Origin of the sequence: Pseudomonas sp. BP8, assembly GCF_017875955.1 — a bacterium.
Classification (GTDB): Bacteria; Pseudomonadota; Gammaproteobacteria; order Pseudomonadales; family Pseudomonadaceae; genus Aquipseudomonas.
The window spans coordinates 3,864,956-3,890,901 of record NZ_JAGINK010000001.1 but is presented as its reverse complement, the minus strand read 5'-3'; the positions used below and the strand labels follow the sequence as shown (position 1 = coordinate 3,890,901).

Annotated in this window: 30 protein-coding genes; 12 read left to right on the top strand and 18 right to left on the bottom strand. The window is 60.3% G+C overall.

Annotated elements, in window-relative coordinates; genetic code table 11:
• Positions 1–45 precede the first annotated feature (45 nt).
• The 6 genes from J3B00_RS16970 to J3B00_RS16945 all read right to left on the bottom strand — a co-directional run bounded on the left by J3B00_RS16970 (position 46) and on the right by J3B00_RS16945 (position 5,795).
• Positions 46–1,485, bottom strand: a complete 1,440-nt coding sequence (locus J3B00_RS16970) for a heme utilization protein (RefSeq protein ID WP_209869003.1) — start codon at positions 1,483–1,485, stop codon at positions 46–48.
• 52 nt (positions 1,486–1,537) lie between these two features.
• A complete protein-coding gene (locus J3B00_RS16965) occupies positions 1,538–2,110 on the bottom strand; it encodes an adhesin (RefSeq protein WP_209869001.1) in 573 nt (190 codons plus the stop codon).
• A gap of 1 nt (position 2,111) precedes the next feature.
• Positions 2,112–2,552, bottom strand: coding sequence for a hypothetical protein (locus J3B00_RS16960; protein WP_209868998.1), 441 nt, complete (start codon positions 2,550–2,552; stop codon positions 2,112–2,114).
• A 299-nt stretch (positions 2,553–2,851) separates the two neighbouring features.
• Positions 2,852–3,403, bottom strand: coding sequence for an AAA family ATPase (locus J3B00_RS16955; protein WP_209868996.1), 552 nt, complete (start codon positions 3,401–3,403; stop codon positions 2,852–2,854).
• On the bottom strand, positions 3,400–3,966 hold the full coding sequence (gene pnuC / locus J3B00_RS16950) for a nicotinamide riboside transporter PnuC (protein WP_209868994.1): 567 nt from the start codon (positions 3,964–3,966) through the stop codon (positions 3,400–3,402). Before pnuC ends, J3B00_RS16955 begins: the two co-directional genes overlap by 4 nt.
• Before the next feature lie 194 nt (positions 3,967–4,160).
• On the bottom strand, positions 4,161–5,795 hold the full coding sequence (locus J3B00_RS16945; RefSeq protein ID WP_209868992.1) for a methyl-accepting chemotaxis protein: 1,635 nt from the start codon (positions 5,793–5,795) through the stop codon (positions 4,161–4,163).
• A gap of 299 nt (positions 5,796–6,094) precedes the next feature.
• On the opposite strand from J3B00_RS16945, the gene J3B00_RS16940 reads away from it, so the two are divergent.
• Both J3B00_RS16940 and J3B00_RS16935 read left to right on the top strand, forming a co-directional pair.
• Complete coding sequence (locus tag J3B00_RS16940) at positions 6,095–6,925, top strand: undecaprenyl-diphosphate phosphatase (protein ID WP_209868990.1); 831 nt, start codon at positions 6,095–6,097, stop codon at positions 6,923–6,925.
• Position 6,926: 1 nt separating this feature from the next.
• The gene (locus J3B00_RS16935; RefSeq protein ID WP_209868988.1) at positions 6,927–7,340 is read left to right on the top strand and encodes a DUF1294 domain-containing protein; all 414 of its coding nucleotides are present in this window, start codon (positions 6,927–6,929) and stop codon (positions 7,338–7,340) included.
• 24 nt (positions 7,341–7,364) lie between these two features.
• On the opposite strand, the gene J3B00_RS16930 is transcribed toward J3B00_RS16935, so the two are convergent.
• Both J3B00_RS16930 and J3B00_RS16925 read right to left on the bottom strand, forming a co-directional pair.
• On the bottom strand, positions 7,365–7,724 hold the full coding sequence (locus J3B00_RS16930; RefSeq protein WP_209868985.1) for an MmcQ/YjbR family DNA-binding protein: 360 nt from the start codon (positions 7,722–7,724) through the stop codon (positions 7,365–7,367).
• Positions 7,717–8,619, bottom strand: a complete 903-nt coding sequence (locus J3B00_RS16925; RefSeq protein WP_209868983.1) for a LysR substrate-binding domain-containing protein — start codon at positions 8,617–8,619, stop codon at positions 7,717–7,719. The genes J3B00_RS16930 and J3B00_RS16925 overlap by 8 nt, the downstream gene beginning before the upstream one ends.
• A 132-nt stretch (positions 8,620–8,751) precedes the next feature.
• Between J3B00_RS16925 and J3B00_RS16920 the strand changes: the two genes are divergently transcribed.
• Together J3B00_RS16920 and J3B00_RS16915 are read left to right on the top strand one after the other, a co-directional pair.
• Complete coding sequence (locus J3B00_RS16920; RefSeq protein WP_209868981.1) at positions 8,752–9,363, top strand: FMN-dependent NADH-azoreductase; 612 nt, start codon at positions 8,752–8,754, stop codon at positions 9,361–9,363.
• A 132-nt stretch (positions 9,364–9,495) separates the two neighbouring features.
• Complete coding sequence (locus J3B00_RS16915) at positions 9,496–10,551, top strand: dienelactone hydrolase (protein WP_209868979.1); 1,056 nt, start codon at positions 9,496–9,498, stop codon at positions 10,549–10,551.
• Here J3B00_RS16915 and J3B00_RS16910 read toward each other — a convergent pair.
• The 3 genes from J3B00_RS16910 to J3B00_RS16900 all read right to left on the bottom strand — a co-directional run bounded on the left by J3B00_RS16910 (position 10,501) and on the right by J3B00_RS16900 (position 13,942).
• The gene (locus tag J3B00_RS16910; RefSeq protein WP_209868977.1) at positions 10,501–11,691 is read right to left on the bottom strand and encodes an MFS transporter; all 1,191 of its coding nucleotides are present in this window, start codon (positions 11,689–11,691) and stop codon (positions 10,501–10,503) included. The genes J3B00_RS16915 and J3B00_RS16910 overlap by 51 nt on opposite strands.
• Positions 11,692–11,903: 212 nt before the next feature.
• Positions 11,904–13,490, bottom strand: coding sequence for an ABC-F family ATPase (locus J3B00_RS16905; RefSeq protein WP_209868975.1), 1,587 nt, complete (start codon positions 13,488–13,490; stop codon positions 11,904–11,906).
• Positions 13,491–13,522: 32 nt separating this feature from the next.
• Positions 13,523–13,942, bottom strand: coding sequence for an integrase (locus J3B00_RS16900; RefSeq protein ID WP_348635983.1), 420 nt, complete (start codon positions 13,940–13,942; stop codon positions 13,523–13,525).
• A gap of 204 nt (positions 13,943–14,146) precedes the next feature.
• Here J3B00_RS16900 and J3B00_RS16895 point away from each other — a divergent pair, with 204 nt between their 5' ends.
• The 4 genes from J3B00_RS16895 (at position 14,147) to J3B00_RS16880 (ending at position 17,009) form a co-directional block, all read left to right on the top strand.
• Positions 14,147–14,560 carry an Imm50 family immunity protein gene (locus tag J3B00_RS16895; RefSeq protein WP_209868973.1) on the top strand — a complete coding sequence of 138 codons (414 nt, stop codon included), beginning with the start codon at positions 14,147–14,149 and terminating at the stop codon, positions 14,558–14,560.
• Between the two features lie 290 nt (positions 14,561–14,850).
• Positions 14,851–15,318 carry an anti-virulence regulator CigR family protein gene (locus J3B00_RS16890; protein WP_209868971.1) on the top strand — a complete coding sequence of 156 codons (468 nt, stop codon included), beginning with the start codon at positions 14,851–14,853 and terminating at the stop codon, positions 15,316–15,318.
• A gap of 192 nt (positions 15,319–15,510) precedes the next feature.
• Complete coding sequence (locus tag J3B00_RS16885) at positions 15,511–15,981, top strand: lysozyme inhibitor LprI family protein (protein WP_209868969.1); 471 nt, start codon at positions 15,511–15,513, stop codon at positions 15,979–15,981.
• An 836-nt stretch (positions 15,982–16,817) separates the two neighbouring features.
• Complete coding sequence (locus J3B00_RS16880; protein ID WP_209868967.1) at positions 16,818–17,009, top strand: hypothetical protein; 192 nt, start codon at positions 16,818–16,820, stop codon at positions 17,007–17,009.
• Between the two features lie 402 nt (positions 17,010–17,411).
• Here J3B00_RS16880 and J3B00_RS16875 read toward each other — a convergent pair whose 3' ends face one another.
• Both J3B00_RS16875 and J3B00_RS16870 read right to left on the bottom strand, forming a co-directional pair.
• Positions 17,412–18,089, bottom strand: coding sequence for a hypothetical protein (locus tag J3B00_RS16875; RefSeq protein ID WP_209868964.1), 678 nt, complete (start codon positions 18,087–18,089; stop codon positions 17,412–17,414).
• A 219-nt stretch (positions 18,090–18,308) separates the two neighbouring features.
• Positions 18,309–20,255, bottom strand: coding sequence for an acyltransferase family protein (locus J3B00_RS16870; protein WP_209868962.1), 1,947 nt, complete (start codon positions 20,253–20,255; stop codon positions 18,309–18,311).
• Positions 20,256–20,461: 206 nt separating this feature from the next.
• On the opposite strand from J3B00_RS16870, the gene J3B00_RS16865 reads away from it, so the two are divergent.
• Positions 20,462–20,845 (top strand): hypothetical protein, encoded by a 384-nt coding sequence (locus J3B00_RS16865; RefSeq protein WP_209868960.1) that lies wholly within the window; start codon positions 20,462–20,464, stop codon positions 20,843–20,845.
• 228 nt (positions 20,846–21,073) lie between these two features.
• Positions 21,074–21,265: a hypothetical protein gene (locus J3B00_RS16860; RefSeq protein ID WP_209868957.1), complete on the top strand. Its 192-nt coding sequence runs from the start codon at positions 21,074–21,076 to the stop codon at positions 21,263–21,265.
• A 213-nt stretch (positions 21,266–21,478) separates the two neighbouring features.
• Here J3B00_RS16860 and J3B00_RS26840 read toward each other — a convergent pair whose 3' ends face one another.
• Positions 21,479–21,613: a hypothetical protein gene (locus J3B00_RS26840; protein WP_281075707.1), complete on the bottom strand. Its 135-nt coding sequence runs from the start codon at positions 21,611–21,613 to the stop codon at positions 21,479–21,481.
• A 166-nt stretch (positions 21,614–21,779) separates the two neighbouring features.
• Between J3B00_RS26840 and J3B00_RS16855 the strand changes: the two genes are divergently transcribed.
• A complete protein-coding gene (locus J3B00_RS16855; RefSeq protein WP_209868955.1) occupies positions 21,780–22,280 on the top strand; it encodes a methylated-DNA--[protein]-cysteine S-methyltransferase in 501 nt (166 codons plus the stop codon).
• Positions 22,281–22,288: 8 nt separating this feature from the next.
• Here J3B00_RS16855 and J3B00_RS16850 read toward each other — a convergent pair whose 3' ends face one another.
• Positions 22,289–22,531 (bottom strand): hypothetical protein, encoded by a 243-nt coding sequence (locus tag J3B00_RS16850; RefSeq protein WP_209868953.1) that lies wholly within the window; start codon positions 22,529–22,531, stop codon positions 22,289–22,291.
• Complete coding sequence (locus J3B00_RS16845) at positions 22,528–23,271, bottom strand: carbon-nitrogen hydrolase family protein (RefSeq protein WP_209868951.1); 744 nt, start codon at positions 23,269–23,271, stop codon at positions 22,528–22,530. The genes J3B00_RS16850 and J3B00_RS16845 overlap by 4 nt, the downstream gene beginning before the upstream one ends.
• 361 nt (positions 23,272–23,632) lie before the next feature.
• Between J3B00_RS16845 and J3B00_RS16840 the strand changes: the two genes are divergently transcribed.
• A complete protein-coding gene (locus J3B00_RS16840; protein WP_209868949.1) occupies positions 23,633–24,358 on the top strand; it encodes a metallophosphoesterase in 726 nt (241 codons plus the stop codon).
• Here J3B00_RS16840 and J3B00_RS16835 read toward each other — a convergent pair.
• On the bottom strand, positions 24,306–24,926 hold the full coding sequence (locus J3B00_RS16835; protein WP_209868947.1) for a LysE family translocator: 621 nt from the start codon (positions 24,924–24,926) through the stop codon (positions 24,306–24,308). The genes J3B00_RS16840 and J3B00_RS16835 overlap by 53 nt on opposite strands.
• A gap of 144 nt (positions 24,927–25,070) precedes the next feature.
• Positions 25,071–25,889, bottom strand: coding sequence for an AraC family transcriptional regulator (locus J3B00_RS16830; protein WP_209868944.1), 819 nt, complete (start codon positions 25,887–25,889; stop codon positions 25,071–25,073).
• Positions 25,890–25,946: the final 57 nt, after the last annotated feature.

The following is a 25,946-nucleotide window of genomic DNA, read 5'->3' as shown; positions in this document are numbered from 1 at the left end:
CGGTTGAAAAAAGGCCCCCCGAAGGGGGCCTCCAGGCCAGGCCAATCAGAACGATTGGTTGGAAATGGCCAGCGAGTTGCTTTGCTGGTTGCCTACACCCGACGCCACGTTGACGCCGACGTTGCCGTTGCTGCCATTCACCGAACCGCTCAGGGTTGCGGTGTTGGTCACAGGGTTAGCCCAGCCGGTAGGAGTCAACACTTGGAAGGAGATCGTGTTGCTCAGGTCGTACGAGTTGGCCTCGCTGTAGCTTTTCGAGATGGCATCCGACGACTCGGAAGCCTTCTCGATGGCTTTTTCGAACGAAGAAGCGGCCGATTTTGCGTAGGCAGACTCATGCGCCTTGTCGTAGGAAGAATCCTGCGACTTGGTGTACGAAGCGTCAGTCGACTTGGCGTACGAGGAGTCATACGATTTCTCGAACGAAGCGTCGAATGCGTTCTCACGAGCGGCATCATACGAAGCGTCGAGGTCTGCACTCACCGAACCGCTGGACTCCGAGCTGCGAGTGCGGTCGCCACGGCCAAAGTTGACGGTGTTCGACCGGGCGGCTTCGTAAGAAGCATCCAGCGAGGCGGTCAGAGAACCGCTGCTGCTGGCGCTCGAGCTGCCGCTGACAGCGCCGCTGGCATCTGCGCTATTGGAGCCGCTGGCATCGAAGCTGTGTGAGCCACTGGCATCGGAGCTGTTGGACCCGCTGGCGCTCCAGCTGTTGGAACCGCTGGCATCGTAGCTATTGGAACCGCTTACGTTGAGGCTCGAAGACGAGCTTCTGTCCACGCTTGCATCGAAGGTGCCTTCACGAGAGGACGAGCCACTGGTGGAGGTAGTGAGGGTAATGGTGTCGAGACGGTAGGTCCGGTCGGCGTTGTTGGTCACGGTCAGACCAGGGCCATCCTGATCAGCTCGGGCAGTGGCGGTCGAGCTACCCACGCCGGCTGCGGCGTTGGCAATCGCCATAGTGTTTTTCTGTTGGTTCAGGTCGCCGCCGGCAATGTTGATGCCCAGGTTACCGTTGCCGCCATTGGCAGACCCGCTCATGACCGCGGAGTTTTGCGTCGACCAGTTGTTGACGGTGTTGCGGTTGCTGGTTTGCGTCACGGTGGCGGTGGCTGAGGCATCGCCGAAGACGAAGCTGTTATCCAGGCTCGCCTCGGAGGCTGCGTTGGCGATAGCCGCCGCGTTATCTTGCTGGTTGCCGCTACCTGCCGCGACGTTGACGCCGACGTTGCCGTTCGCGCCGTCACCAGAACTGCTCATTTCAGCAGAGTTCTCGGTGCCGTAGTTGGTGATGGAGTTGCCGACGCTGCGCTGCGAGTCTATCGCCCGGGCAGTTGCGCTGACTTCCAGCATCCGTACGCGAGGGTCATTGTTGTTATTGTTGTTGCCGTGGTTTCCACGACGATCGTTGTCAGCTTGTACAGCAACAGCCATGACCGCAGCAATTGCGAAAACCAGAGGCTTGAGTGCCATCGAGGGTTTCATGGTGATTCTCCGTACTGTGTTTTAGGTTAAGTGTTGTTATTACCTGCGTGGGTCAATCCGCGACCCGGACGCTCAGGGTGTTACCCATTCGGTTACCCACCCCTGCGCTCTGATTCAACTGAATCACCCCGCGGCTACCGGTGAATGCCTGGTCACTGGTAGTGACCTGGCGATAGCCAGGTGTAGAGTCAGTTGCGTCGGAGTTGTTGAGCAGCGCCACGTTCTGTTGCAGCAGGACGCTGTCGTCGATTGATTGCGGCTGGGCACTGACGCTGATGCGTAGTGCGTTGGCTTGCTGGTTGCTGGCGCCTGAACTCTGGTTGACGCCCAGGGCGCCGTTACCTCTGCTGAAGGCGTCACCCTGGATGCTCGACGTAGCCTCCATGTTGGGGTCGACGACTGTGTGCAGGCGCTGACGGATCTGGGTGCTGGCGCTGGCGTCCTGGCCAATGGCGATCGCCCTTGCGTTGGCCTGTTGCTGCAGGTCACCGGCGGCCTGGTTGACCGAGAGGTTGCCTTGGTACTGCTTGCCAGAGCTGTCGATGGTCGCGGTATTGATCACGGGAGGTTGGGCGAGGGCCGGTGCACTGCACAGCGTGGCCAGAATCAGCAGCGTATGCCTCATCTCATTGGCCTCCCTTGAGGATGTCGAGGGTGCCAAGGCCTTTTTGCAGGCTTGAATTGACCATGTTGGAGATGCCGTTGCCGGAGCCTGAGCCGCGCCCACCCGCCAGGTTGGGCAGTTGGGTCTGGTTGCCGATATTGCCGCCCAGGTTGTTGGTCTGTTGGGTAATCATCGAACTGATGCCCGCACCGCTGCTGATGCTGGCGAAGTCGCCGTCAGTCAGCTCGTTGGTCTGCTGAATGATCTGCGCGGACGGGTTGGCGTTGACGGTGACCGGGTTGGGATCGGGAATGAGCGGGGCGCGCACGGCGTTGCGTGTCTGCACGTCGCGGATGATCAAGATCCGGCCGTCTTGTTCGGCCTGAACAGGCAAGCTCAAGCTTGATCCCAGTGCACAGCCGACCAGCAGGAGGCGATAGATGCCTTTGTCCAGTTTCCCCACGATGGCAATTCCTTCTTCAGTGCGCTGTGCCTAGTCAGCGTTGCGAAGAAGAGAGCAGGAGCTGTGCCGCTTTTTGTTATTGCTTGGCAATCAACGCGTTACAGCTTCTTACGGGGATGCGGAGGGCTTTTGCTGTATCACTGATGAGACAGGTTTTCAGTGCTCAAGCGCCTGAACCGGCACTGCACTTGCTTGAAGGGCTTTTTGCGCAGGGTGTTTCACAGGCTTAACACTGCCCCCGAAACTGCGCGTTGCTGCGCAATTGCGGGGACTATGGCCCATGCACCTGTGTCGCTGGCTTAACACTCGGTGGGGCAAGCGGGGGATTTTTCCCCCAGCAAGCGCTGTACAGCGTTCAGTACAGCAGCGCTGCGCTGGGGCCAATCGCCGCCGATGACCTGTACAGGTTGCTGGTGGCGTTGCAACCAGGCAAGGCTGTCATTGAAAAACGCCTGGCGGTGACTCAGGTCGGGCTGGCAACGCTGGCCATCGGCGACCCAGCTGACGCCCGCAGGATCAAGCAACAAGTGCAAATGGTAGGTGCGATCGAGCAACGCCTGCTCGATCCAGGCCGGACAATCGTCAAACAGTGCCCGACTCCAGAGCAGGTTGCTCAGCAGGTGGGTATCGAGGATCAGCAGTTCAGGCTGATGGGCGCGGGCGGCGTCTTCCCAGGCCAACTGGCCTCGGGCGATCGCCGGGATGTCCGCATAGCAGGTGTCTCTGCCTTGTTCGTCGATAAAATGACGCACATATTCACCGACCAGTTCACCGCCGAAGTGCGCCTGGATCTCACCGCTGAGCCAGCTCTTGCCGCTGGACTCCGGGCCGCACAGCACCAGGACCTTCATGCCTTCACCAACGCCGGGTCACGACGCCATTCCAGCCAGCCGCGCACGGCAATCAGGGTGAGCACGGCGAACAAGCCAGCAGTGAAGTACAACTGCTGGTGCAGGTATTGGCCGATATAGACGACATCGACCACCATCCACAGCGGCCAGCATTGCAGGCGTTTTTGCGCCATCCACAGCTGCGCGACCAGGCTGAAGCCGGTGAGGGTGGCGTCGAGCCAGGGCAGGGCGGCGTCGGTCCAGTGAGCCATGGCGGCCCCCAGGGCGAGGCTAAGCAGCACGCCGACAGCCAAGCCAGCGAACACCGCCGGGCGCTCCAGCCGTGATACCTGGCGGGCATCTTCGACCCGCCCTGGGCGCTTCCATTGCCACCATCCGTACAGCTGCAGCACGGCATAGGCCAGTTGCAGCAGCGCGCCGGAATACAGCTTCACCGCGTAGAACAGCCAGGCATAGATCACTACCACCACCAGGCCGATCGGCCAGCACCAGGCGTTCTGTTTGACGGTGAGCCAGACGGCGATCACGCCGAGTACGGCGGCGATGAGTTCAAGGCCGGACATCGGCGATCCTTGGGCAGGGAAAGGGCGCGATTGTAGCGTGTGGGGTAGGGCGGTGTAAGGGGCATCCCTTCAAGGTCTTTGAGATTGAGTCCCACAGGTCTAGGGCATGCTTCAAGAGCGGCGCGGTTCGCCCTTGTGGGAGCGGCCTTGTGTCGCGAAAGGGGCGCGCAGCGCCCCCAGTATTGATGAGACCTCTAGACCCTGAATTGGCGTAGCAACTGTTCAAGCTCACTGCTCAATTGCGCCAAGGCGACCCCGGCATCGCTCGAATGCCGCGCCGCTTCTGCAGTTTCCAGGGATAGCCCGGCTGTATCGGTAACATTGCGGTTGATCTCTTCAACCACATGCGACTGCTGCAAGGTGGCGCTGGCGATGGAGGCATTGAGCGCGGTGAGGTTGTGCAGAACCTGGCTGATCGCATCCAGGCTTGAGCCAGCCTCGCGCGCCTGCTCGACCGTCTGGCGCGAGGCTTCGCTGCTGGTGTCGATGGCCCTGACCGCCGCCTCGGACTGGCCCTGCAGGTGCTCGATCATGGTCTGGATCTCGGCGGTTGACTGCGCCGTACGCTGCGCCAGCAAGCGTACCTCGTCGGCGACCACGGCAAAGCCCCGGCCCTGCTCGCCAGCCCGGGCGGCTTCGATGGCTGCGTTCAAGGCCAGCAGATTGGTCTGTTCGGCGATCGAACGGATCACCTCCAGCACGCCGCCGATCTTGTTGCTGTGCCCGGCCAGCTCACGAATCACCTGGACCGCCTGCTCAATGGTGGCAGACAGCCGATCGATCTGCTGCAGGCTGCCATGAATGGCCTGTTGACCATGGCTGACCTGATCCTGGGCAGCGCGCATCTCGCCTGCCGCCTGCTCGGCGTTCTTGGCCACGTCCTGCACGGCATAGGTGACTTCGTTGACCGCCGTCGCTACCTGGTCCATCTGCAGCGACTGCTGGGCACTGCGCTGTTGCGCCTGGGCCGCGTTGTTACCTACATGACCGGCAGACTGGCCGAGGGCATGGGCCGCGCCCTGCAACTGGCCGATCACCCCCTGCAGCTTGCCGTTGAAACGGTTGAAGTGTTCACCGAGAAAGGTGATTTCGTCGCGGCCGTGGGTATCCAGGCGGCGGGTCAGGTCGCTTTCGCCACTGGCGATGTTGCCCATCGCCTGCACTGCCTGCTGCAGCGGGCGGGCAATGCTGCGGGCGATGAGCATCACCAGCAGGGCCATCAACATGGCAATGCCCAGGCCCAGCAGACAGGCGTCGCGGACTTGGCGGGCGAACTCGGCCTGGACATCGTCGATGTATACCCCAGAGCCGATGATCCAGCCCCAAGGCTTGAACAATTGAATGTAGGAGGTCTTGGCCACGGGCTCGCTGGCCCCCGGTTTAGGCCAACGATAATCGACCGGGCCGGCGCCCTGGCTGCGCGCCAGGCTGACCATCTCGTTGAATACGGCAAAGCCATCCGGGTCGCGAATCGCCGACAGGTCCTGGCCATCGAGTTTGGGGTTGGCCGGGTGCATGATCATCCGCGGCGCCAGGTCGTTGATCCAGAAGTAGTCGTTGTGGTCGTAGCGCAGCTCGCGTACCACCTGCAAGGCCTGCTGTTGCGCAGCCTCTCGGCTCAGCGTGCCGGCGGCTTCCAGACCTTGGTAGTAGCTCAGGATGCCGGCGGCGGTTTCTACCACATGCTGGGTCTTTTCTGCCTTGGCCCGGTACAGGTCACCGTGAATCTGGCGCAGCATCAGCAACCCCAGCACCACAAGCATCGCCACGGCTACCAGCAGGATCAGCCACAGGCGCCGACTGATCGACATCGACCTCAAACTCTTCATCAACAGGCCACTCCGCAATTGTTGTTTTTATTGAGGTGCATCCAAGCACGCTTTGCCGCAGCCCTACACTCGACCAACGGCTAAGTGTCTGCCGCGACATTCCATGATGTTTGTGCGCATGCCTTAGTCAGGTCTCTCTGATAGCATCTCGGCCGCGCAAGATGAAACCTTTAGCCATTGCGAACTTTTCGACTGGCAATGCGACCAACAGACGCTGTAAAACAGCCGGGCCGTGTGCGGCACTACTCGTAAATAAAGAACAAGGGGCCTGCCCAGAGCAGCGCTCCATCGGGGGAATGATGGATTTTTGGAGTGCCTTTCAGGCAATCATCTTAGGCGTCGTCGAAGGGCTGACCGAATTCTTGCCGATCTCCAGTACCGGCCACCAGATTATCGTGGCGGACCTGATCGGCTTTGGCGGCGAGCGCGCCATGGCGTTCAACATCATCATCCAGCTGGGCGCGATCCTGGCCGTGGTGTGGGAATTCCGCCGCAAGATCCTCGACGTGGTGATGGGCCTGTCCAGCCAACCGCCGGCACGGCGCTTCACGGCCAACCTGCTGGTGGCATTCATGCCGGCGGTGGTACTCGGCGTGCTGTTCGCCGACTTCATCCACCATCACCTGTTCAACCCGATCACCGTCGCCGCAGCGCTGGTGGTGGGCGGGGTGATCATGCTCTGGGCCGAGCGCCGCGAACACCGCATCGAGGTCGATCACGTCGATGACATGCGCTGGACCCACGCCCTGAAGATCGGCCTGGTGCAGTGCCTGGCGATGATCCCGGGTACTTCGCGCTCCGGCTCGACCATTATTGGCGGCCTGCTGTTCGGCCTGTCGCGCAAGGCCGCTACCGAGTTTTCGTTTTTCCTGGCCATGCCGACCATGGTCGGCGCCGCGGTGTACTCGGGCTACAAGTACCGAGACCTGTTCCAGCCAGCCGATCTGCCGGTGTTTGCCATCGGCTTCGTGGTGTCGTTCATCTTTGCCATGATCGCCGTGCGCGCGTTGCTCAAGTTCATTGCCAACCACAGCTACGCGGTGTTTGCCTGGTACCGCATTGTCTTTGGCCTGCTGATCCTGGCGACCTGGCAGTTCGGCTGGGTCGACTGGTCGACGGCGCAGGGCTGACATGGCCAGAACGCAGGTGAAGTCGCAGGGTGACAGGAGCCGGGTGCAGGGCATACGTCATGTGCGCTTGAAGCTGTTGGCCCTGCTGGTGCTGTGCCTGCTGCCAGGCTTGGGCGCCGCGCAGATGGCCTGGAGCGGGCAATCGTGGCTGGCGTTGGCGGCGTATCCGTTGCTTAGCCTGATCAGCCTGCTGCTGTATTGGCAGGATAAACAGCAGGCGCGTACCCAGGCCAGACGGACCCCGGAGAAGGTGCTGCATGCCAGCGAGCTGCTGGGCGGCTGGCCAGGGGCGTTGCTGGCGCAGCAACTGTTTCGGCACAAGACGCGCAAGCTGTCATTTCAGCTGACGTTCTGGGGCATCGTCGCGCTGCACCAGATGGGCTGGTTCTATCATCTGTTCTGGGCCGGGCGCTGATAAATACAGTGCCCAGCCCATCCCTCACATTAATAGTCCCACCTGCAGCCGCTTGGGCAAGCGCCCGACCACCAGCTGATGTGAGCGCTTCAACAGCTCACACAGCTCCCCCCGCCCCATGGCATAAGGCGGTGCCACGCTGATCCAGCGCGCGCGTGCCAGATAAGGCGCCGGGCGCACCCCTGGGCGGTCGACGTAACCCAGAAACAACGCATCATCCACCTTGAACGACAACCCCGCTCCAGCCAGGTCGAGCACGGCGAACATCTTGTTGCCCGCCACCGAAAACACGCGGATCCCGCCCCACTTGTAATCTTCCCGCGCGCCCGGCAGCTCCAGGCAGAACGCCGCCACCTGTTCCGCGGTCATCTTCCGCTCAGACATAACGCTCTCCACACGCTTCAAACGAAGCCGCCAAATGATCAATCCACACCCGCACCGCCGGCAGCACGCCGCGTCGATGTGGGTACACCGCTTGCAGCCAGCCCCCAGGCAGCGACCATTGCGGCAACAGCCGGACCAGTTCGCCGCGCTCCAGCTCTTCTTCGCAGTACATGCTCGGCAGGGCAGTAAAGCCCAGCCCCGCCAATACGGCGGCCTTGCGTACGACAAAGTCATCAATCGCCAGACGCGGCTCGAGGGCCAGCTCCTGCTGGCGTCCGCCAGGGCCGATCAGGCGCAGGTGCACCAGGCGATCGGCTTCGGCGGCGCCAAGTACTGGCAGGCCAGACAGCTGCGATGGATCGTTCAGGCCTGCGGCAAACCCCGGCGCCGCCACCAGGTGCATCTGCGCCTGGCGCAGGCGCCGGGTGACCAGGGCCGGGTCTTCATCGCCCAGGTCGCGCACACGCAGTGCGACGTCGATGCCTTCGGAGATCAGGTCAACGCGGCGATTGAGCAAGACCATGTCCAGTTGCACCAGGGGGTGAAGCTCCAGAAAACGGCTGATCACCTGCGGCAGAAACGCGTGGGCAAGGGCAACCGGGCACGACACCCGCAGGCGCCCGCGCGGCTCGCTGGTCATGCTGGCCACCGCCTCATCGGCCATTTCCGCCTCCAGCAGCATCGCCTGGCAGTGGTGCAGGTAGCGCTCGCCGACGGCGGTCAGCTTCAACTGGCGAGTGGTGCGCTGCAGCAAGCGCGTGCCCAGACGCTCTTCCAGCTCGGCAATGCGCCGCGACAGGCGCGACTTGGGGATGCCCAAGAGACGGCCAGCGGCGGCGAACCCGCCGGCTTCGACTACCCGGGCGAAGTAAAACAGGTCATTGAGGTCTTGCATGTGACGGTCTCATTGTTCCATCTGTAGGACAAACTAATGCATTTTTGCTGACTTATCAGCTATTCGATTGTTCTATAGGATTCTCTCCATCGTGATCGCCCACTGCTGCGGTCTTCATTACAGGAGAGTCCCATGAAACTGTTGCACATCGATTCGAGCATCCTCGGCGACAATTCCGCCTCCCGCCAGCTCAGCCGCGAAGTGGTCGAGGCCTGGAAGGCTGCTGATTCCAGCATCGAAGTGGTTTACCGTGACCTGGCAGGCGATGCCATCAGCCACTTTTCTGCCGCCACCCTGGTAGCCGCAGGTACTCCAGAAGAAATGCGCGATGCCGCGCAAGCGTTCGAGGCCAAGCTGAGCCAGGAAACCCTGGACGAATTCCTCGCTGCCGACGCCGTAGTGATCGGTGCGCCGATGTACAACTTCACCGTACCGACTCAGCTCAAGGCCTGGATCGACCGCGTCGCTGTCGCCGGCAAGACCTTCCGTTACACCGAAGCCGGCCCAGAAGGCCTGTGCGGTAACAAGAAAGTGATTCTCGTGTCCACCGCAGGTGGCCTGCACGTTGGTCAGCCAACGGGCGCCGGCCATGAAGACTTCCTCAAGGTGTTCCTCGGTTTCATCGGCGTCACCGACCTGGAAATCGTCCGTGCCCATGGCCTGGCCTACGGCCCTGAGCACCGCAGCAAAGCTATCGACGCAGCCCAGGCGCAGATCGCAGGCGAGCTGTTCGCCGCTGCCTGATTGCCATACCTCTAAAAAAGCCGGCTGAAGCTTCACGCGTCAGCCGGCTTTTTTCATCCAGTTTTCATCTGCTACCGCACACCCTGGCTCTATGCTGGCGCTATCCTTCCGCCTCGCGGGGAGACGCCGCCGATGAACCGTACCTGCATGCTCTTGGTCTTGCTCCTGGTCGGCGTTCTGCCGCGAGCCGAGGCCGCTGGGTGGGTCGCGGGGCTGCATCGGCTGCAATTGGCCGACCCGCTCGACGCCCGACCCATGCAGGCACTGGCGTTCTATCCGACCCGCGCGGCAACCCACAGCGTCCGTATCGAAGGCTACCCGTTACGCGTCGCCGAAGAAGCGCCAGTGGCGTTGGGGTCGTTCCCGTTGCTAGTCGTGTCGCATGGCAACAGCGGCAGCCCGCTGGCCTTGCATGATCTGGCCACGGCACTGGCACGGCAGGGCTTTGTAGTGATCGCGCTGACCCACCCTGGCGATAACCCCCGCGACCCGAGTCGCCTGGGTACGCTGAGCAACCTCTATGGACGGCCGCTGCAGGTCAGTGCGGCAATCAGCGCTGCCCGCTCCGACGGGTTGCTTGGCCCGTATTTGAATGACGGCAAAGTTGGCGTGATTGGCTATTCCGCTGGGGGCGAAACCGCATTGATCCTGGCGGGTGCCCAGCCGGACCTCGATCGCCTGCAACGTTACTGTCAGGAGCGGCCCAGCGATGCCGACGCCTGCAAGACTCACGGGGTATTGATCGCCGATCGTAGCGAGCTCACTGCGCATGCCGACCCGCGCGTGGGCGCGGTCATGCTGATGGCACCGCTGAGCCTGATGTTTGGCCGCCATGCGCTGAGTGGCGTACACGTCCCTGCGTTGATCTACAGCGGCGACAACGATCAACTGCTGACGTTGCAGCACAACGCCGACGCCTTGGCGCGCAAGCTGCCGGTGACCCCGGATTACCGCCTGCTGGCCGGTGCCGGGCACTTCGTGTTCATGGCGCCTTGCGATGCCGAGCAACACGCGCGCATGCCGGCGCTGTGCAAGGATGCCGAGGGTGTCGATCGGCGCCAGATCCATCGCTCGTTGCAGCGCGAAAGCGCTGATTTCTTTACGCAGGCGTTGGGCGCGCCAGCGTCTGCTGAACGCTCAGCCGCGGCGGCGACTGCGAGCGAGCAGAAGCACCAGGCCAACCCCTGAGAGCGCGAGCAGGGCGGCGACGGCGAAGATCGAGGCATAGCCCAGGTACACGGCCGCCGCGCCCATCACCGGCCCGGCGATAGCCAGGGCCAGGTCGAAGAACACCGCGTAGGCACCCAGCCCGGCGCCGCGGCTGCTGGTGGGTACCTGTTTGATCGCTTCGACGCCCAAGGCCGGATATACCAGTGACAGGCCAACTCCGGTCAAGCCCGCGCCAATCAATGCAACTGCCGGCACTGGGGCCAGCCAAAGCAGGACAAGGCCGACCACTTCGGTTGCCATGCAGCTCACCGCCACCGCGTAGCCGCCAAAACGGTTGACTGCATTGACGAACAGCAGCCGCGAAATAATGAAGCAGATGCCGAATGCGCTCAGGCACAAGGCTGCCCCGGTCCAGCCACGTTCGAGGTAATAGAGGGTGACGAAGGTGGTCAAGGTACCGTAGCCAATCGACGCCAGCATCAAGCCCAGCCCGCACGGCGCCACCCGGACAAAGGCCGACCAGAACGGCAGGCGCTCGCCGCGCACCACGATCACGTCGGGCCGCGTGCGCAGGGCGAGCCAGCCGAGGCCGGCCAGCACTGCCAGCAGTGGTCCGAGTACGCTGAAGTCCAGGCCATCGACCAACAGCACGCCGACAGGAGCGCCAATGGCGATGGCACCGTACGAAGCGATGCCGTTCCAGGAAATCACCCGCGCGGTGTGCTCGGTACCCACTTGATTGATGCCCCAACTCAAGGTCGCGACGCCAATCAGCCCCTGGGCAATACCCAGCAGCAGGCGGCCCCCGAGCAGTAGCGCCAGGCTCACCCAGGGCAGGCTGGTGGTCCAGGCCGACAGCAGGGTCAGCAGGCCACAGCCGACGATGCCGCACAGCCCGTAACCGATCGCCCGCTTGCCTCCCAGGCTGTCCGCCACCCGTCCGGCAAAAGGCCGACTGAGCAGGGTGGACAGGTACTGCAGGCCGATGGTGACGCCGGCGATTATCGCGCCGAAGCCCAGTTGGTCGTGCACATAGCTGGGCAGCACCGCGATCGGCAAGCCGATGCAGAGAAATGCGATGAAGGTATACAACACGATCGAAAGGATCTGTCGGGTGATGCCGGTGGTATTGCTGGGGGAGGGTGCTTGCGCGGTCATGGGCTCTTTCGCTGGAAGGCGGTTGGGCGTGAAACCATGATGGCCGTTGTGCGGGAGAAATGAAAGCAGGCTAACTAATTAATCCTGAACGCGGCGCTTTCGACGCATGCGCTGTCGCAACTGTTTTGCACTAGGCCTCAACCTGGCGCGATCACTGTGGGAGCGGCCTTGTGTCGCGAAAGGGCCGCACAGCGGCCCCCAGGCAATCAGCCTTAAACCACGACGCCCTGACTGCGCAGGTAATCGTCGTAGGTCCCGCTGAAGTCGACCACACCTTCAGGCGTCAGCTCGATGATACGGGTAGCCAGCGACGACACGAACTCACGGTCATGGCTGACGAACAGCAGGGTGCCCGGATAGTTCTCCAGCGCCAGGTTCAGCGCCTCGATCGATTCCATGTCCAGGTGGTTGGTCGGTTCGTCCATTACCAGCACGTTGGGCTTTTGCAGGATCAGCTTGCCGAACAGCATGCGACCTTGCTCACCACCGGAGATGACCTTGACCGACTTGAGGATCTCGTCGTTGGAGAACAGCATCCGGCCCAAGGTACCGCGAATCATCTGCTCGCCCTGGGTCCACTGGCCCATCCACTCGAACAGGCTGACATCGTCTTCGAAGTCGTGGGCATGGTCCTGCGCGTAGTAACCGACTTCAGCGCTGTCGGTCCACTTGACCGCACCGGCATCCGGTTGCATCTCGCCGACCATGGTCCGCAGCAGGGTGGTCTTGCCGATACCGTTGGGGCCGATGATCGCTACGCGCTCGCCGGCTTCGACGGTGAAGCTGAAGTCCTTGAACAGGATCTTCTCGTCGAAGGCCTTGGCCATTCTCTCGATGGTCACCGCCTGACGGTGCAGCTTCTTGTTCTGCTCGAAGCGGATGAACGGGCTGACCCGGCTCGAAGGCTTGACCTCGGCCAGCTGGATCTTGTCGATCTGCTTGGCCCGCGAAGTGGCCTGCTTGGCTTTGGAAGCGTTGGCCGAGAAGCGGCTGACGAAGGTCTGCAGCTCGGCGATCTGCGCCTTTTTCTTGGCGTTGTCGGACAGCAACTGCTCGCGCGACTGGGTCGCAGCGGTCATGTACTCGTCATAGTTGCCCGGGAACAGGCGCAGCTCGCCGTAGTCCAGGTCAGCCATGTGGGTGCAGACGCTGTTGAGGAAGTGCCGGTCGTGGGAAATGATGATCATGGTGCTGTTACGCGCCGTGAGAATGCTTTCCAGCCAGCGAATGGTGTTGATGTCCAGGTGGTTGGTCGGTTCGTCGAGCAGCAGCACGTCCGGATCCGAGAACAGCGACTGGGCCAGCAGCACACGCAGTTTCCAACCCGGAGCGACTTCGCTCATCGGGCCGTAGTGTTGTTCCAGGGGGATACCCAGGCCCAGCAGCAGCTCACCGGCGCGCGAGTCGGCGGTGTAGCCGTCCATTTCGGCGAACTCGGTTTCCAGTTCGGCCACGGCCATGCCGTCTTCTTCGCTCATTTCTGGCAGCGAATAGATGCGATCACGCTCGGCCTTGACCTTGAACAGTTGCTCGTGGCCCATGATCACCGTATCGATCACGGTGAATTCCTCGTAGGCGAACTGGTCCTGGCGCAACTTACCCAGGCGGGTGTTCGGCTCCAGCATCACCTGGCCGCCGGACGGCTCCAGGTCGCCGCCGAGGATCTTCATGAAGGTCGACTTGCCGCAGCCGTTGGCGCCGATCAGGCCGTAGCGGTTGCCGTTGTTGAATTTGACCGAGACGTTTTCGAACAGCGGCTTGGCGCCGAATTGCATGGTGATGTTAGCGGTAGAAATCAAGTGCTTGTCCTGCGGGGGTTCCAGAGGTGTATTTAGGCCCTCGAGTCAGTTTTGGGCCAATTTTGGGCCAATTCGATTCGGGGCGGCAGCTTCTCCAGCTCCCTCCAGTCCGAGGAGGAGCTGATCCATTTCGCGTAGGTAGAGAGCAACATCTCGACGCTGTGGCCGAGCTGGTTTGCGATGAACGCGGGGTTCATCCCAGCCATAAGGCACATGGTTGCGTAGGTGTGGCGGGTGTCGTACTGCCGACGTTCACGGATGTCCAGCGCCTTGAGCGCTGCTTTGAAGTGGCGGATTGTAACACTTGGCTCGTTGATCCACAGCCCACCTTTGCTCGGTTGGAATACGAAAGGGCTATCAGGGTGCGCAGACTTAGACGCCATCCGGCGCAGTTGGGCCATTCTTCTCGCCTGCGCGAGTGCATTGAGAGCGCGCTCATCCAGAAGAATCACCCTCTGGTGCTTGGTTTTAGTCCGGTCTTCAGGTTTCGCTTGACGATGATGCGACGACTCGGCGTCGACGAAAGCCATCCCGCCGCCGTAGCAGCCGATGTCTTCACGCCGAGCACCGCAGTCGGTGTCGATCGTCACCGGGAAGCTTTGAGGCATATGCTCAGGGATGAGTAGAATGCGGGATGCTAAATTGGAGCGCTTCTCATGGAATGGCCAAGCTGCGTGCAAAACGCAGAGAAAGTAGTCAAAGCGCTAGGCTTCTGGCCAGGATTTCACGATGCAGAAATTATTTCGGTATCAGCGTCCAGAAGCGGGGTTGGGTCCCCGACTTCATCGTCCGCCCGATTGTGCGTCAACGTTCGCTACTACAAGGGAATTAACCAAGGGACAGAAAACTACGAAGCAGTTTGCTTCCAAAGTCTCTTGATCGAGTTGTTGTTCTACGATTTGCATTCCTTTTCTGTTGAAGACTTCAACCACCAGAATGTCATTGACTCAATTGAATTTGCGCGAACGGACGACCACGCGATTGAAGTCAGTATCAGCTCCATCTTCGGCTTTGGCGGAGTAATCAGATGCGCGCGGGTTGAGGTAGGGGATGTTACGACCCTGATTTGAACGCTATCTAGCCCTTGGCCAGCGCCTCAGCCTTCAGCGAGGAATACGCTACGCCATCCAGCGCGCTGTCCTCGTGGAACTTGTCGGGATTCTGCCACTGGTGAACATCAACGGCAGTACGGCGCACCCAAGTTCACCCAGGAAGGTCTCCCCAAGCTGCGCGGACACGCTCACGGCTTTCTCCATGCATGCGCCGCCCTCCGTGGTCGGATGCGGCATGGTGGTACGTGAACTTTTTTGTATAGCGTCGTCTACATTGGAGGGGAGATCCCCTTTCTGAGAGTACGGACATGCTCAAATCGAAAACATTGATCTCGGTGCTTACAAGCCTTGTTTTAATCACAGGCTCGGTCGGCGTATTCGCTGACCCCGGTAATGGAAAAGGGCAAGGAAACGGAAAGGGAAACGCTCAAAATTCTCAAGGCCACGGCAACCAAGGTAGCGGGGCGAAGGGAAAGAGTTCAGGACACAATGACTGGGATCACGGCCCGAGTATTGATCGCGGTGGCGTCCTGAACGTACTGAACAGCTACCACAATTATTGGAGTCCAGGCCCAGCATTACCGCCTGGCATCCAGAAGAACTTGGCACGAGGAAAACCGCTCCCCCCTGGCATTGCCAAAAAGCTCGACGGCAGACTTCTTGGCCATCTACCGCGCTACGATGGCTATGAGTGGCAACAAGCTGGAACAGACTTAATTCTCGTTGCCATTGCCACAGGCATAATCTACGAAGTGATAAATGGGGCGCTGAATTAGGCTTGGCGACCAATAGCCTCATCCCCCGGGTCCTGCTGAATCATCATCATGCGCTTCCGGTCGAACACCAGGGCCAGGCGTTGGTCAAGCGTCGAACTGAACGCCTGACAGGTCAACGAGGTGGCGATTGCGCGCAGCCTGCATCTCCGTCACGATGCGGGCGCCGAATGATCAGCTCAAGGATTGAGACCTATGAAAAGGACTTTGAAAGCAGGCCTTCTAGGAGCATTTCTGGCAGCCAGTGCCGCGTATGCTGATGTTGGACGAGAAGAAGCCCTAGATGAGGCGGTCCGTCAGTTTGCGGTGAAGGTAGAGGCCGAGTGGCATCAGTGTCTGAAGAATCCGAACACTCGCACGACGCACGACAGTGATCTATGCCTGTTAACGATGGTGCGCGTGAGTAACGAGAGGGTCGAACAGAAGTATCAGGAAAAAATGGTAAAAGCTCAGCATATGGCTGAGCATCCTGACAGACTTGCAACCTATGAGACGGTCCCGTCCATGCTGAAAGATTCTCAGACGCTGTGGAAGCAATATGTCAAAGCTGACTGCGACGGAATTTACGCAGAAAGTGCAGCTGGAACTGCTCGCTCAGGGTATGCCCTGTTTTGCCAATATAAACATGCGATCCAGCGTCTTCATGCACTGGATGAGTGGTTCTGACCACTCCCTTTGGGTTCGCCCTTTAACCATCAGCCGTTAATGGCGTTCTTTGCGGAGCAGGCATGAGCAATGTAACTCCAATTCACGGTACCTGATGCGAATCTCGGGCGACAGCATGGAGGGCGCTCAGGAGAAGGGGGCTGCTGGCACGGGCTACGCCCGTGTTCGCGGGGCAAGCCCGCTCCTACAGGATACGCGCTGCATTTACGGGGGTTGTTCTCCTGGTGTGGCAGCATTTTATGGGGCCGTGCCTGATCCCAACCCCTGGATTATCGATCTCCTTTGGAGCCCGACCTATGTGCCGGCTTTTTATGAGCCGCCCGTCGAGCCCAAGGCACTTCATGCCAAGCCAATTTTCCCAATCGTATGCGCAGATATCCTGCGCCTGATACGGGAGAACTGTCATGGCAATCGACCACAATGGCCCCGACGCTGCGTACCCTGGACCAGCCGAGGGAAGTCCAGATACAGGGCAATCTCACGGGTCTGGATTGGAAAAAACCGCATCCGAGCCTAAGCAGGGCGTCGGCGAGGCTTGGTCAGAGAAGCGGCCTGCGGACTGGAATCCTCCCCCGGGCAACCCGGGCTCTGATCAAGACGCACAAGTTCCGCGTGATAACGGCACTGCGCGTACTGAGGAGGCCAAAGCGCCGGACCCGACTGAGACCGGTGGTGAGGTCCCGCTGTCATCGGACGACGCTGCCCCCATCGAGGAAGAGATGAAAGATGTGGACACCAACAACTCAGTGTCCAGTGAGCATCCACAAAATCGATGAGCTCGTCATATGTCTCGTCAGGTCCTGATGAGGGACTGCATCCGAACGAGGTACGCAGCAATGACCAGTAATATGCAAGCCCAAGCCAGCACCAATCCAGACATGCCCACTTCACCAGATCCAGAGGTGGACCCCGACCGGCCAACCGTTCCTGATCCTGATGATGATCCGCTCATGAACGAGGAAAAGGGCGGTGACCGTCCTTTGGACGATGAAAACCCTGCCTTGGATGAGGATCTGCCCAAGGAATAAGTCACGCTGCATAGGCGTCAATATCAGCATAGGGATTGTGCACAATCGCATCTGGCGCGAAAAGGCGACGCGTTCATCGTGGGAGCCACTGTGCAGGTGGTTTGTGTTCATCTGTCTGAACTGCCTGCCAGGAGGACTGCCCAATGAATATCACTCAGAGGGTACCGCCATGACAGAGCAGAAAAACGACCAGAAAGACAGCCAGGTACCGGCCCACTCCACAGAAGAGGAGAGAGCACGGTTAAAGGATAAGAACAAAGACCAAATCCCGCCTGGCGCGGAATGACGACCGATCAGCGTCAGTCGTGGTGGGGCTGTAGAGCAGCCCCAGCGTACTCAAGCAAGACGCAATTGCAAAAGGCCTTGCCTGAATGCAGGCGCCCCCGACGATCGGTGAAGACTCTAATTTTTCGGGTAGACGCTGATCAGAGCAGAAATAATCGTACTGTCCTGATCATCCAGAGTGACCCGTGGATTTTGAGAAGAGCGGCTGATCTGGAACGCACCCTCAGCGGTTTTGAAGGCGCGCTCAATTGCCTGATTGCCTGCGCCGCTGTAGAGCACCACCTGGGTGCCGGAGATGTCTTTTAACAGCGCTAGTTGCTTGATCTGCACTTGAACGCCCGCCTTGGTCAAGGCCACCGCGATTTGTTTGGCGTACTGCAATGCTTCGGCATCGTTCTTGACAATGGTGAGCAGCACAGCCGGCTTTATTTTTTGCTCAGCCAGCTCGGATGCGAGGGTCTTGAATGCGGTTTGTGTCTGCTCAGTCAATTTTCGAGGTTGCAGGCTGGCTACAACCCGTAGCCGTTCCTCTTTTTCAGCTTCCAGCCGTGCTGCCATTTCAACCGTCTGCTGCCTGAGCGCTTCGCTCTCCAGCCTTGAGAGGGCCGCAGTATCATGGGCCTCGGCAATGGCCTGGCTGGCTTGCGCAGTGGATTTTTCAGCATGGCGGCTTTGAACTTCAGAAGCCATATGCGCCACGATGACTGCGCTGGCCGAAATTAACGCCGCGATGATTGCGGTCACCGAAGCAATGGTGTGTATAAGGCTGGCGGTATGGGGTGAAATGTCTGGCATGCGTCAATTCTTGATGGTGATTGATTTCAATGCTTCATCATCTTTTTTCGCTTTTTTGTAATGCGCAGTTTGGATAACGACAAGACGGAGTCTGTGGTGTGCGCTGTCAGAAGATAAAAGGCGAAGAAACATGACCCTCCATGGCAGAGTGCCATATTTCTTCGCGGCTAGCGATACGTCGGATTGAATTCGACAAATAGCCATAGCCTGCAAAGGTCGTCACCCGTCCTCTTTTATGGGCATTACAGACTCCAGGAGACGGGCTATTTCACTGCCCGCAATCGCTGATCCGTCGATCGACAGGTGTGTATTGTCGGAGTAGATCAGCTTTCCGTCGAGGGTCGGACCACAGATGCCCTGTGGGCAAAGTGATGTAGCAGGGTCGACGAAGTGGGTGGCGTCCATGCCTGCAACGGCTTGCTTGATGGCCTTATTGGTACGGAACGTTTCGCTGGTGCGTGGAGGGTAGGTAATAAAGTCATTGCAAGGTTGATGGAGATACGCAGGCCTGAGCAGGCATTCGGCAACGGACTTGTCTGCGGACAGGAATGGCTGGCTGCCGACGATTATCAAGGGCCTGGAACCCGCATCTGCACGCAGCGACTGCACGGCTTCAAAGATGAGCTTTTCGAATTCAGTGTCATTGTCAAAAGTGACTTTTTCGCCCGATTCCTTCACCAGAATGTCTTTGTATCCGGTCCAGTGCAGTGCGAAGATCATCGGCTTATTGTCGTTGGCCATCATGGTCATTGCCTGCCGATAACGTGTAAAGCAGTCGCGGCGTGGCTGATTATTCTCGAGTCGGGTGTACTGCCCCGAGAGAAAACAGCCATGGGTAAACAGCCCGAGCAGAGCGATCCCTTTTGGCTTCAGCTCCGTGTCGAGTCCGCTGGCATATTGAAGGGAAAAACTGTCTCCTAGGATGTACGCATCAAGACCATCCTGCTTGCCCAGCAGTCCATCAAGCGGGTAGCCATAACCGCCATAGCGCTCAGTACGATAGGTGGCCGGGTCGCTCTCGGCTACAACGTAGTTTTGGTTGATTCGTTGCGGCATACCATTGGTTGTCACGACATACCAAGAGGCGGTATACATGACGACCGCCAGTGCCACAGATGTCGCATACCGAGCCCTATTGGACGCTACTCGAGCAGGCATGAATCGGGTTTCAACCAACGTATACATCGCCCAGCCCGCAAGGATGGATGCCGCGCACAGTGAAACGCTTTCGACCAGCGAAATGTCACGGAAAATAAAATACTTATAAAAGACTGCAATCGGCCAATGTACCAAATAGACAGAGTAGGAAATCAACCCTATCCATACCACCGGTTTTGCGCGTAGCACGGCTCCCGCCTGTGCTCGACCGCAGTGGATGCACAGTGCTGCCCCAATGCACGGCGCGAGTGCATTCCACCCTGGGAACGCAGAAGTCGCGTCGAGCAGCAGCGCTGACCCTACTATCAATGCCAGCCCCAGCCATAGAAGACCGGACTCGGTGAGCGGACGTGCGCGGTACTTGCCGGCAAACACCATGAACCCGCCAATGGCAAGTTCAAACATGCGAAACGGTACCAGGAAATACGCAGCCGTTGCGTCCACGGTCAGCATGTACTGAGAGGCGAGCAGGGAGGCAGCGGTCAAGGCAACCAGCAGCCACACCAGAAATCGTTCTGAGACTTTCAATGACGCCCATACCACCACGGGCCAGACAAGATAAAACTGCCATTCTGCCGCGAGGGACCACGTATGCAGCAGTGGCTGCGTGTGCGCCGAGGCATCGAAGTAGCCCGAGTTGTTCCAGAAGAAAAAGTTTGAGGCGGAAAATACGGCATATCCTGCGGACGCCGCGAGTGAGGCGAAGGATGCCGGGTCCATCAGGATGCCGCCAGCGATGAGGCAGCATGCAACGGTGGCGATAAGTGCGGGATGCAAGCGGGTGAGTCGGCGTGCATAAAAATCGACAAACGAGAATCTACCCGAAGCGCAGCCCCCTTTGATAACTTCTGTAATGAGGTATCCGGATATAACAAAGAAGACGTCTACTCCGACAAATCCACCAGAAACACCAAGGTCGAAATGGAACAGTAAAACCAGCATTACAGCGAGTGCCCTGAGGCCATCAATGTCAGGCCGGTAGGCTATTTTTGTTTTTAGCGTGTTCATGGATATCCCTATCGGTGCTACGTTATGCGGGCGATAAAGGCGCAAGTTCCTGGGCGCCGGAAGCAGCGTGTTTTAAACGGTGTTTGCAAATAACGGTAATCAACGTGGTTGTAGGCGAGCAGTGTAGCTCGAAGTTTAAATCCTTGCGCGCGTTGCTGCCCGGCGATACTAGTGCTAGCCTCGCGCTCTTTTGGCGAGGGATCGCAATGACCAACACGCTGCTGACCGCCGCGCTTGCGGCTCTCTGCCTCCTGACCTGCTCATCGGCATCAGCCTGGTCCAAACAAGGCGAAAAGCTGATCTTCGAGGGTGGAGAGGTCAGTCACTGTTCAGCGTTAGCCATGGATGCAACCTCGATCATGCTTGGCAGGCAATCGAATGAGCCGCCTGTCTACCCGCATGATGAATATGAGGGACCCTCGGCGGCGACATTGACTTCGCGAGACATGTTATCCCGCATGGTGCTTACCTATCCGACACGTGATAACGAAGTCGAGAAGCACAAGGACCTCGAACACTTCGTCAACACAGTCAGGGGTATGTGCGTGAAGGCATACATTGAATCCGTGCCTCAGACCCCTGCCAATTAATCGTTCGTGGTTCGCGCCCATCCCCGTCGGACCTTTTGACTTTGCGCCAATAGGCGCTACTTGGCAGAGTCGTCGCCGCGGGTCTGCACCACTCGGAGAGCCAGGCAGGGCGACGAGGTGTTTTGGCGGCAGGCTGGAACGATTAGCCTCTTCGCCACTCTAGATAGACCGTCCCCCAGCAAGGGGCATGTAAGCGCTGGCTATAGCCATTCCAAGGAGCGGAAAACGATGAGTGTCACTTTACGCTGTCTCAACTGTGACAGTGAGCGGTTGGTCAAACCGGCCAGGCTGCACAAAAAGTCGATCATCAGTTGTCGCGACTGCGGCGAGATTGGTCATTACGGGGTGCTGGTGGAGGCGGCGGGCATGCGCCTGTTGGCCGATATCCAGCACAAGCTCGCTGTGCTAAAGGCCGGGTAAGCCATGCTCAGGTTCAGCAAATCGCCATTTTACCTGGTGAGCGTTCCGCTCATTGCCATGGGCGCCGCGTTCGCGGCTGTAGGCGTATCGGGTCAATCAGCCTTCGGTTGGACGGCGGCAGGGCTGCTGATGCCCGGCGCTGTCTTGCTGATCTGTGGCGCCCTGCGCCACCGTAGGCAGCAGCAGTCGCGCCACTAGAATGAGCCTTGCCGTCTAACGCACCTCACACGTCCACTTGTGATTGCAGCGATAGGGCGTGCGCGTAAACCTGACCTGTACCAGGCGAGTCAGGCCGCGCTTGGCCAGAACTTCAGTGAGTTTGGTGAGTGTCTCTGCTTCGATAGTCATCGCTGTTACCTCTTCAGATTCCCGTACTCATAGTTGTCGACTTGACGGGCGCTCGCAGAATTCAATCCGATTCATCCACGCTGGAAGACAAGGCGGCCACAAAGCGCATGCATGGGCCCGGCTGAATGGGTACAGTGCCAACCGAACCCGCCACCAGGAACGCCCCATGTCCAACGCCTTCACCCTCATGCAATCACCCGTCGGCACCCTGACCCTGGTCGCCCGTGGTGAGCGGTTGGCGGCAGTGCTGTGGGAGCACGAGCGGGCAAACCGGGTGCGTCTGGGCGAGCTCCACCGCGACGACACGCACGCGGTGCTGCAACAAACCGCGCGTCAACTGGGAGAGTATTTTGCTGGCCAACGGCAGCGCTTCGAGTTGGACCTGGACTTCGCCGGTACTGACTTTCAGCGTCAGGTGTGGGCGGCGCTGCTGACTATTCCGTTCGGCGAAACCCGCAGCTACAGCGACATCGCCCGACAGATTGGCAACCCCACCGCAGTGCGCGCGGTGGGCGCTGCCAATGGGCGTAACCCGATTTCGATCATCGCGCCGTGCCATCGGGTGATCGGCGCTTCTGGCAGCCTGACGGGTTTTGCCGGTGGGCTGCAGGCCAAACAGTATCTGCTGGCCCTGGAGGGCCGCGAGAGCCTTGCCTTGGGCCTGTGATGGCGCGCTCAGCTAAGCCACAGCGCCACCAGGCACAGCCCCAACGCCACGCAGCTCCCCGCCAACAGCGTGTAATGGTGGTGAGCACGCCGCGCCTGTTGCGTCACCTCGCGCAAGTACTGACCCGCTGGCGGGGCATCGGGGCGATGCCGCAGCCCTTCGACGAGGTCTGCCAGTCGGCCACGGATCAGCAGGCCGACCACGTACCAGGTGCAGGCATAACCGGTCATGGCCAACAGCAGGTATCTCATGCCGGCACTCCATCGAGCAGCACCACCTCAGCGCTCATACTGGCGGTGTCGAGCACTACCAGCCCTTCGCTATGCTCATCCAGGCATGCCAGCAGCTGTCCGTGCTCGTCCCAGCAGGCAGAGCTGCCCGCACCGACGAAGGTGTCCGCAGGGCCGACGCAATTGGCCATCAGCACGGGAATGCCCAGCCGCTTGGCCACCTGCGGGTAGTGCTCGAAGCCTTCCCGGATGCCTTTGGTGGTTTTTGCCACGCTGACCAGATAGACATCAGCGCCGAGCTGCCGGGCTTGTTCGGCATGTTCGAGAAACATTGACTCGTAGCAGATCGCCGGCGCGATCCGCCGTTGCGCGGCGGCGAATACCAGCGGTTGGTTGCCGGCCACAAAAAACGGCAATTCGTCCGCGTGCAGACGCTGCTTGGCGTACGCCAGCCGAGGCGCGCCCGGTCGCAACACCGACATGCCGATCTGCACGCCATCGGCTGCGGACACGGGCAGCCCTAGCGCTACACTGATGCCGTGGCGGTCGCACAGCGCCTGCACCGGATCGAGCAGCGATGAGTCGGCGGGCTGCGCCAGTTCGCGGGCAAGGGTCGGTTCGTAGCCGCTCAGGGACAGTTCGGGAAACACCACCAGGCGTGCGCCCAACTGCGCCGCGTGCTCGATGCATTCCAGGTGACGGCGCAGGTTGCCCGTCAGGTTGCCTTTGTCGGAGGCCATTTGCACGGCGCAGAGTTTCATCGTGGATCCTTCCTTGGCGGCGGTGAAGGGGGGAGGATACTATCGGCCAGATCGCTTGCACCAGTGCGATCTGGCCGCATTCAGCGTGCGCCAACTGCCTGACTGAACATGCTCAGGACGTCGGTTTCGCCGCAAAACGCTGGCGGAGTCAGTCGTCCAGCATGGCCTTTTCCGCATACCGGCGATCGCTGCTGCTGACCTGATGACCTGCACGGTCTAGGTAGCTTGTGCCATGCTGTTAGATGCCAGCACCACCAGTGCGGCACAGGCGAGGGCAGTACGCATGATGCAGCTGCGGGTGATGACTGCTTATTGCTCCATTCTACGTCTGGGCCTGGCGCAGTAGCAGAGGGCCGTTGCAATGAACCGTTTTCAGCGTGTAGCCGTCAACCGCACAGGCCGCGACTTGGCCGTGGGGGATATCCATGGACATTTCCAGCGTTTGCAGGCGTGCCTGGAGCAGATTGAGTTTGATCCGCAGGTCGACCGCTTGTTCAGTGTCGGCGACCTGGTTGATCGCGGCCCTTACAGCGAGCAGGCGCTGGAGTGGCTGGGCCAGCCCTGGTTTCATGCTGTACAGGGCAATCACGAGGCGCTTGCCGTGACCTACCTGCACGGTGGCCGGCTTGATCTGGATATGTACCGTGCGGCTGGTGGCGGCTGGTTTCTGGATCTGGCCAGCGCCGAGCAACTGCGCTTTGTCGAGATTTTTTCAACCCTGCCAGTCGGCATGGAGGTCGCCACGGCCAACGGTTTGGTCGGTCTGTTGCATGCCGACAGCCCGTTCGCGGACTGGTCGACCCTGCGCGCAAGCCTTGAGGACGATGACGATGACGAAGTGCGCGAAATTTGCCAATGGTCGCGACGGCGCTTGCGTGAGGGTGACACGCATGCGGTAGCCGGGCTGCATGCGCTGCTGGTCGGTCATACGCCGGTGCTGCAGGTAAAGCAGTTGGGCAATGTCTGGCACCTGGACACCGGCGGCTGGAGCAGCGGCCATTTCAGCCTGCTCGATATCAATCGCCTGGCCGTGATCAGCCCATTGCCAGATGAACGAGCACCGCACTGGCGAGCAGGATCAACATGACACCCGAAGCGCGTTCCAGCCAGGGCAGGGCGCGGGTAAACCGGCGCAACACGCGGCGGTTGCCAATGGCGGCGGCGACCAGCAGGTCCCAGAGCAGCACGATCGCGAACATCCAGCTGGCGTAGGCCAGTTTCCAGGCGCTGCTGCTGGCGGCGAGCATGCTGGCCAGGCTGGCATAGAACAGCGCGTTCTTGGGGTTGAGGATGCCCGAAGCGAAGCCCATGCCCAGGCTGGCCAGCCAGCCTTGGGTCGAGTCGGCGTTGCCCGCGTCAATCGTGCCCAGGCCACTGCGCCCGGCGTGGCGCAGAAACAACCCGCCGATGTACAGCAGATAGGCGCAGCCGGCCAATTGCAGGGCGATGAACAGTGCGCTGCCATCCTTGAGGATCGACACCCCGGCGAACGCTGCGCCAATGAACACGCCGTTGGCCAACGCGATACCCAGGCAGGCCCCGCTGGCGACCCGCCAACCTGCTTTGACCGAGGTGCGGGCGACCAGGAAGAAGTCTGGGCCAGGTGATAACAGCGCGAGAAAATGGGCGGTGGCGACGATCAGGAACTGCTCCATGGGCTGTGGCTACTCCGAAGTGGGAGGCCGCAGTCTGGTGCTTTGAGGCGTGGGGGTATTGAAGATTATTGCGTGGTTTTGTGGCTGCCTGAGAGGGCCTCTTCGCGGGTCAAGCCCGCTCCTACAGGGGGCAGGAGTCGATGGCTACCGACGCCCGCGATACTGCCCAGGGGTAACCCCGGCATGCGCCTTGAACACCCGCTGAAAATGGCTCTGGTCGGCAAACCCTAGCCGGTAGGCCACCTCGGCCAGCTCAAGGCCCTCACGCAGCAGTTCGCGCGACTGGTTGATCCGTGCGTTGAGCAGATACGCATGGGGCGTCAGCCCGGTGGCAACGCGAAACGCACGGATCAGTTGATAGCGCCCCATGCCTGCGGTGCGGGCAAGGCTGTCGAGGCTCAGTTCAGCCAGTTCGGCGCGCTCGATATCGGCGACAAGTTCGCGCAGTGCCGCGCCACTCAACCCGGGAGCAGGCGCGGCATCTGCCGTCGAACAAGCAGAAAAGTCATGGTCGCCGATGAACTCCACCAACGCCGCCTCCTTTTCTACCGCGCTGGCAGCGGAGAACAACAGCGCATTCAGTGCGCAGAACTGTCGGTACAGCGCGGCCGACCGACTGATACGCGCCGGTTCACCGCTGGCCCCCGCCACACTGCCCGACTCCAGGCGCAACCGCTGCAACCACTGCGCATCGATATGCACCATCTGGTAGCTCCAGGCCTGCCCCGGCTCCGGGTTGCAGGCATGGACACGTTGCGCCGGTACCAGCACCAGAGTGCCGGGTGTGAGCCGTTGCTCGCCCTTGCCCGCGCCGCTGAAGCGGCTGTAGCCGGCGTCGACGGCACCAATGGAAAAGGTCGGATGGCTGTGCGCCTTGTAGCAGGCACGGCTGTGACAGGCACGGCGGCTTTCAACGAAGGGCAGGGCCGGATCGTGCCAGATTTCACTGTGGATGGAATGCATGGATCGCCTGCCTGGCCTTGAGTACGCAAGCTGCAGTCTAACCGCCCAGCCACTGTT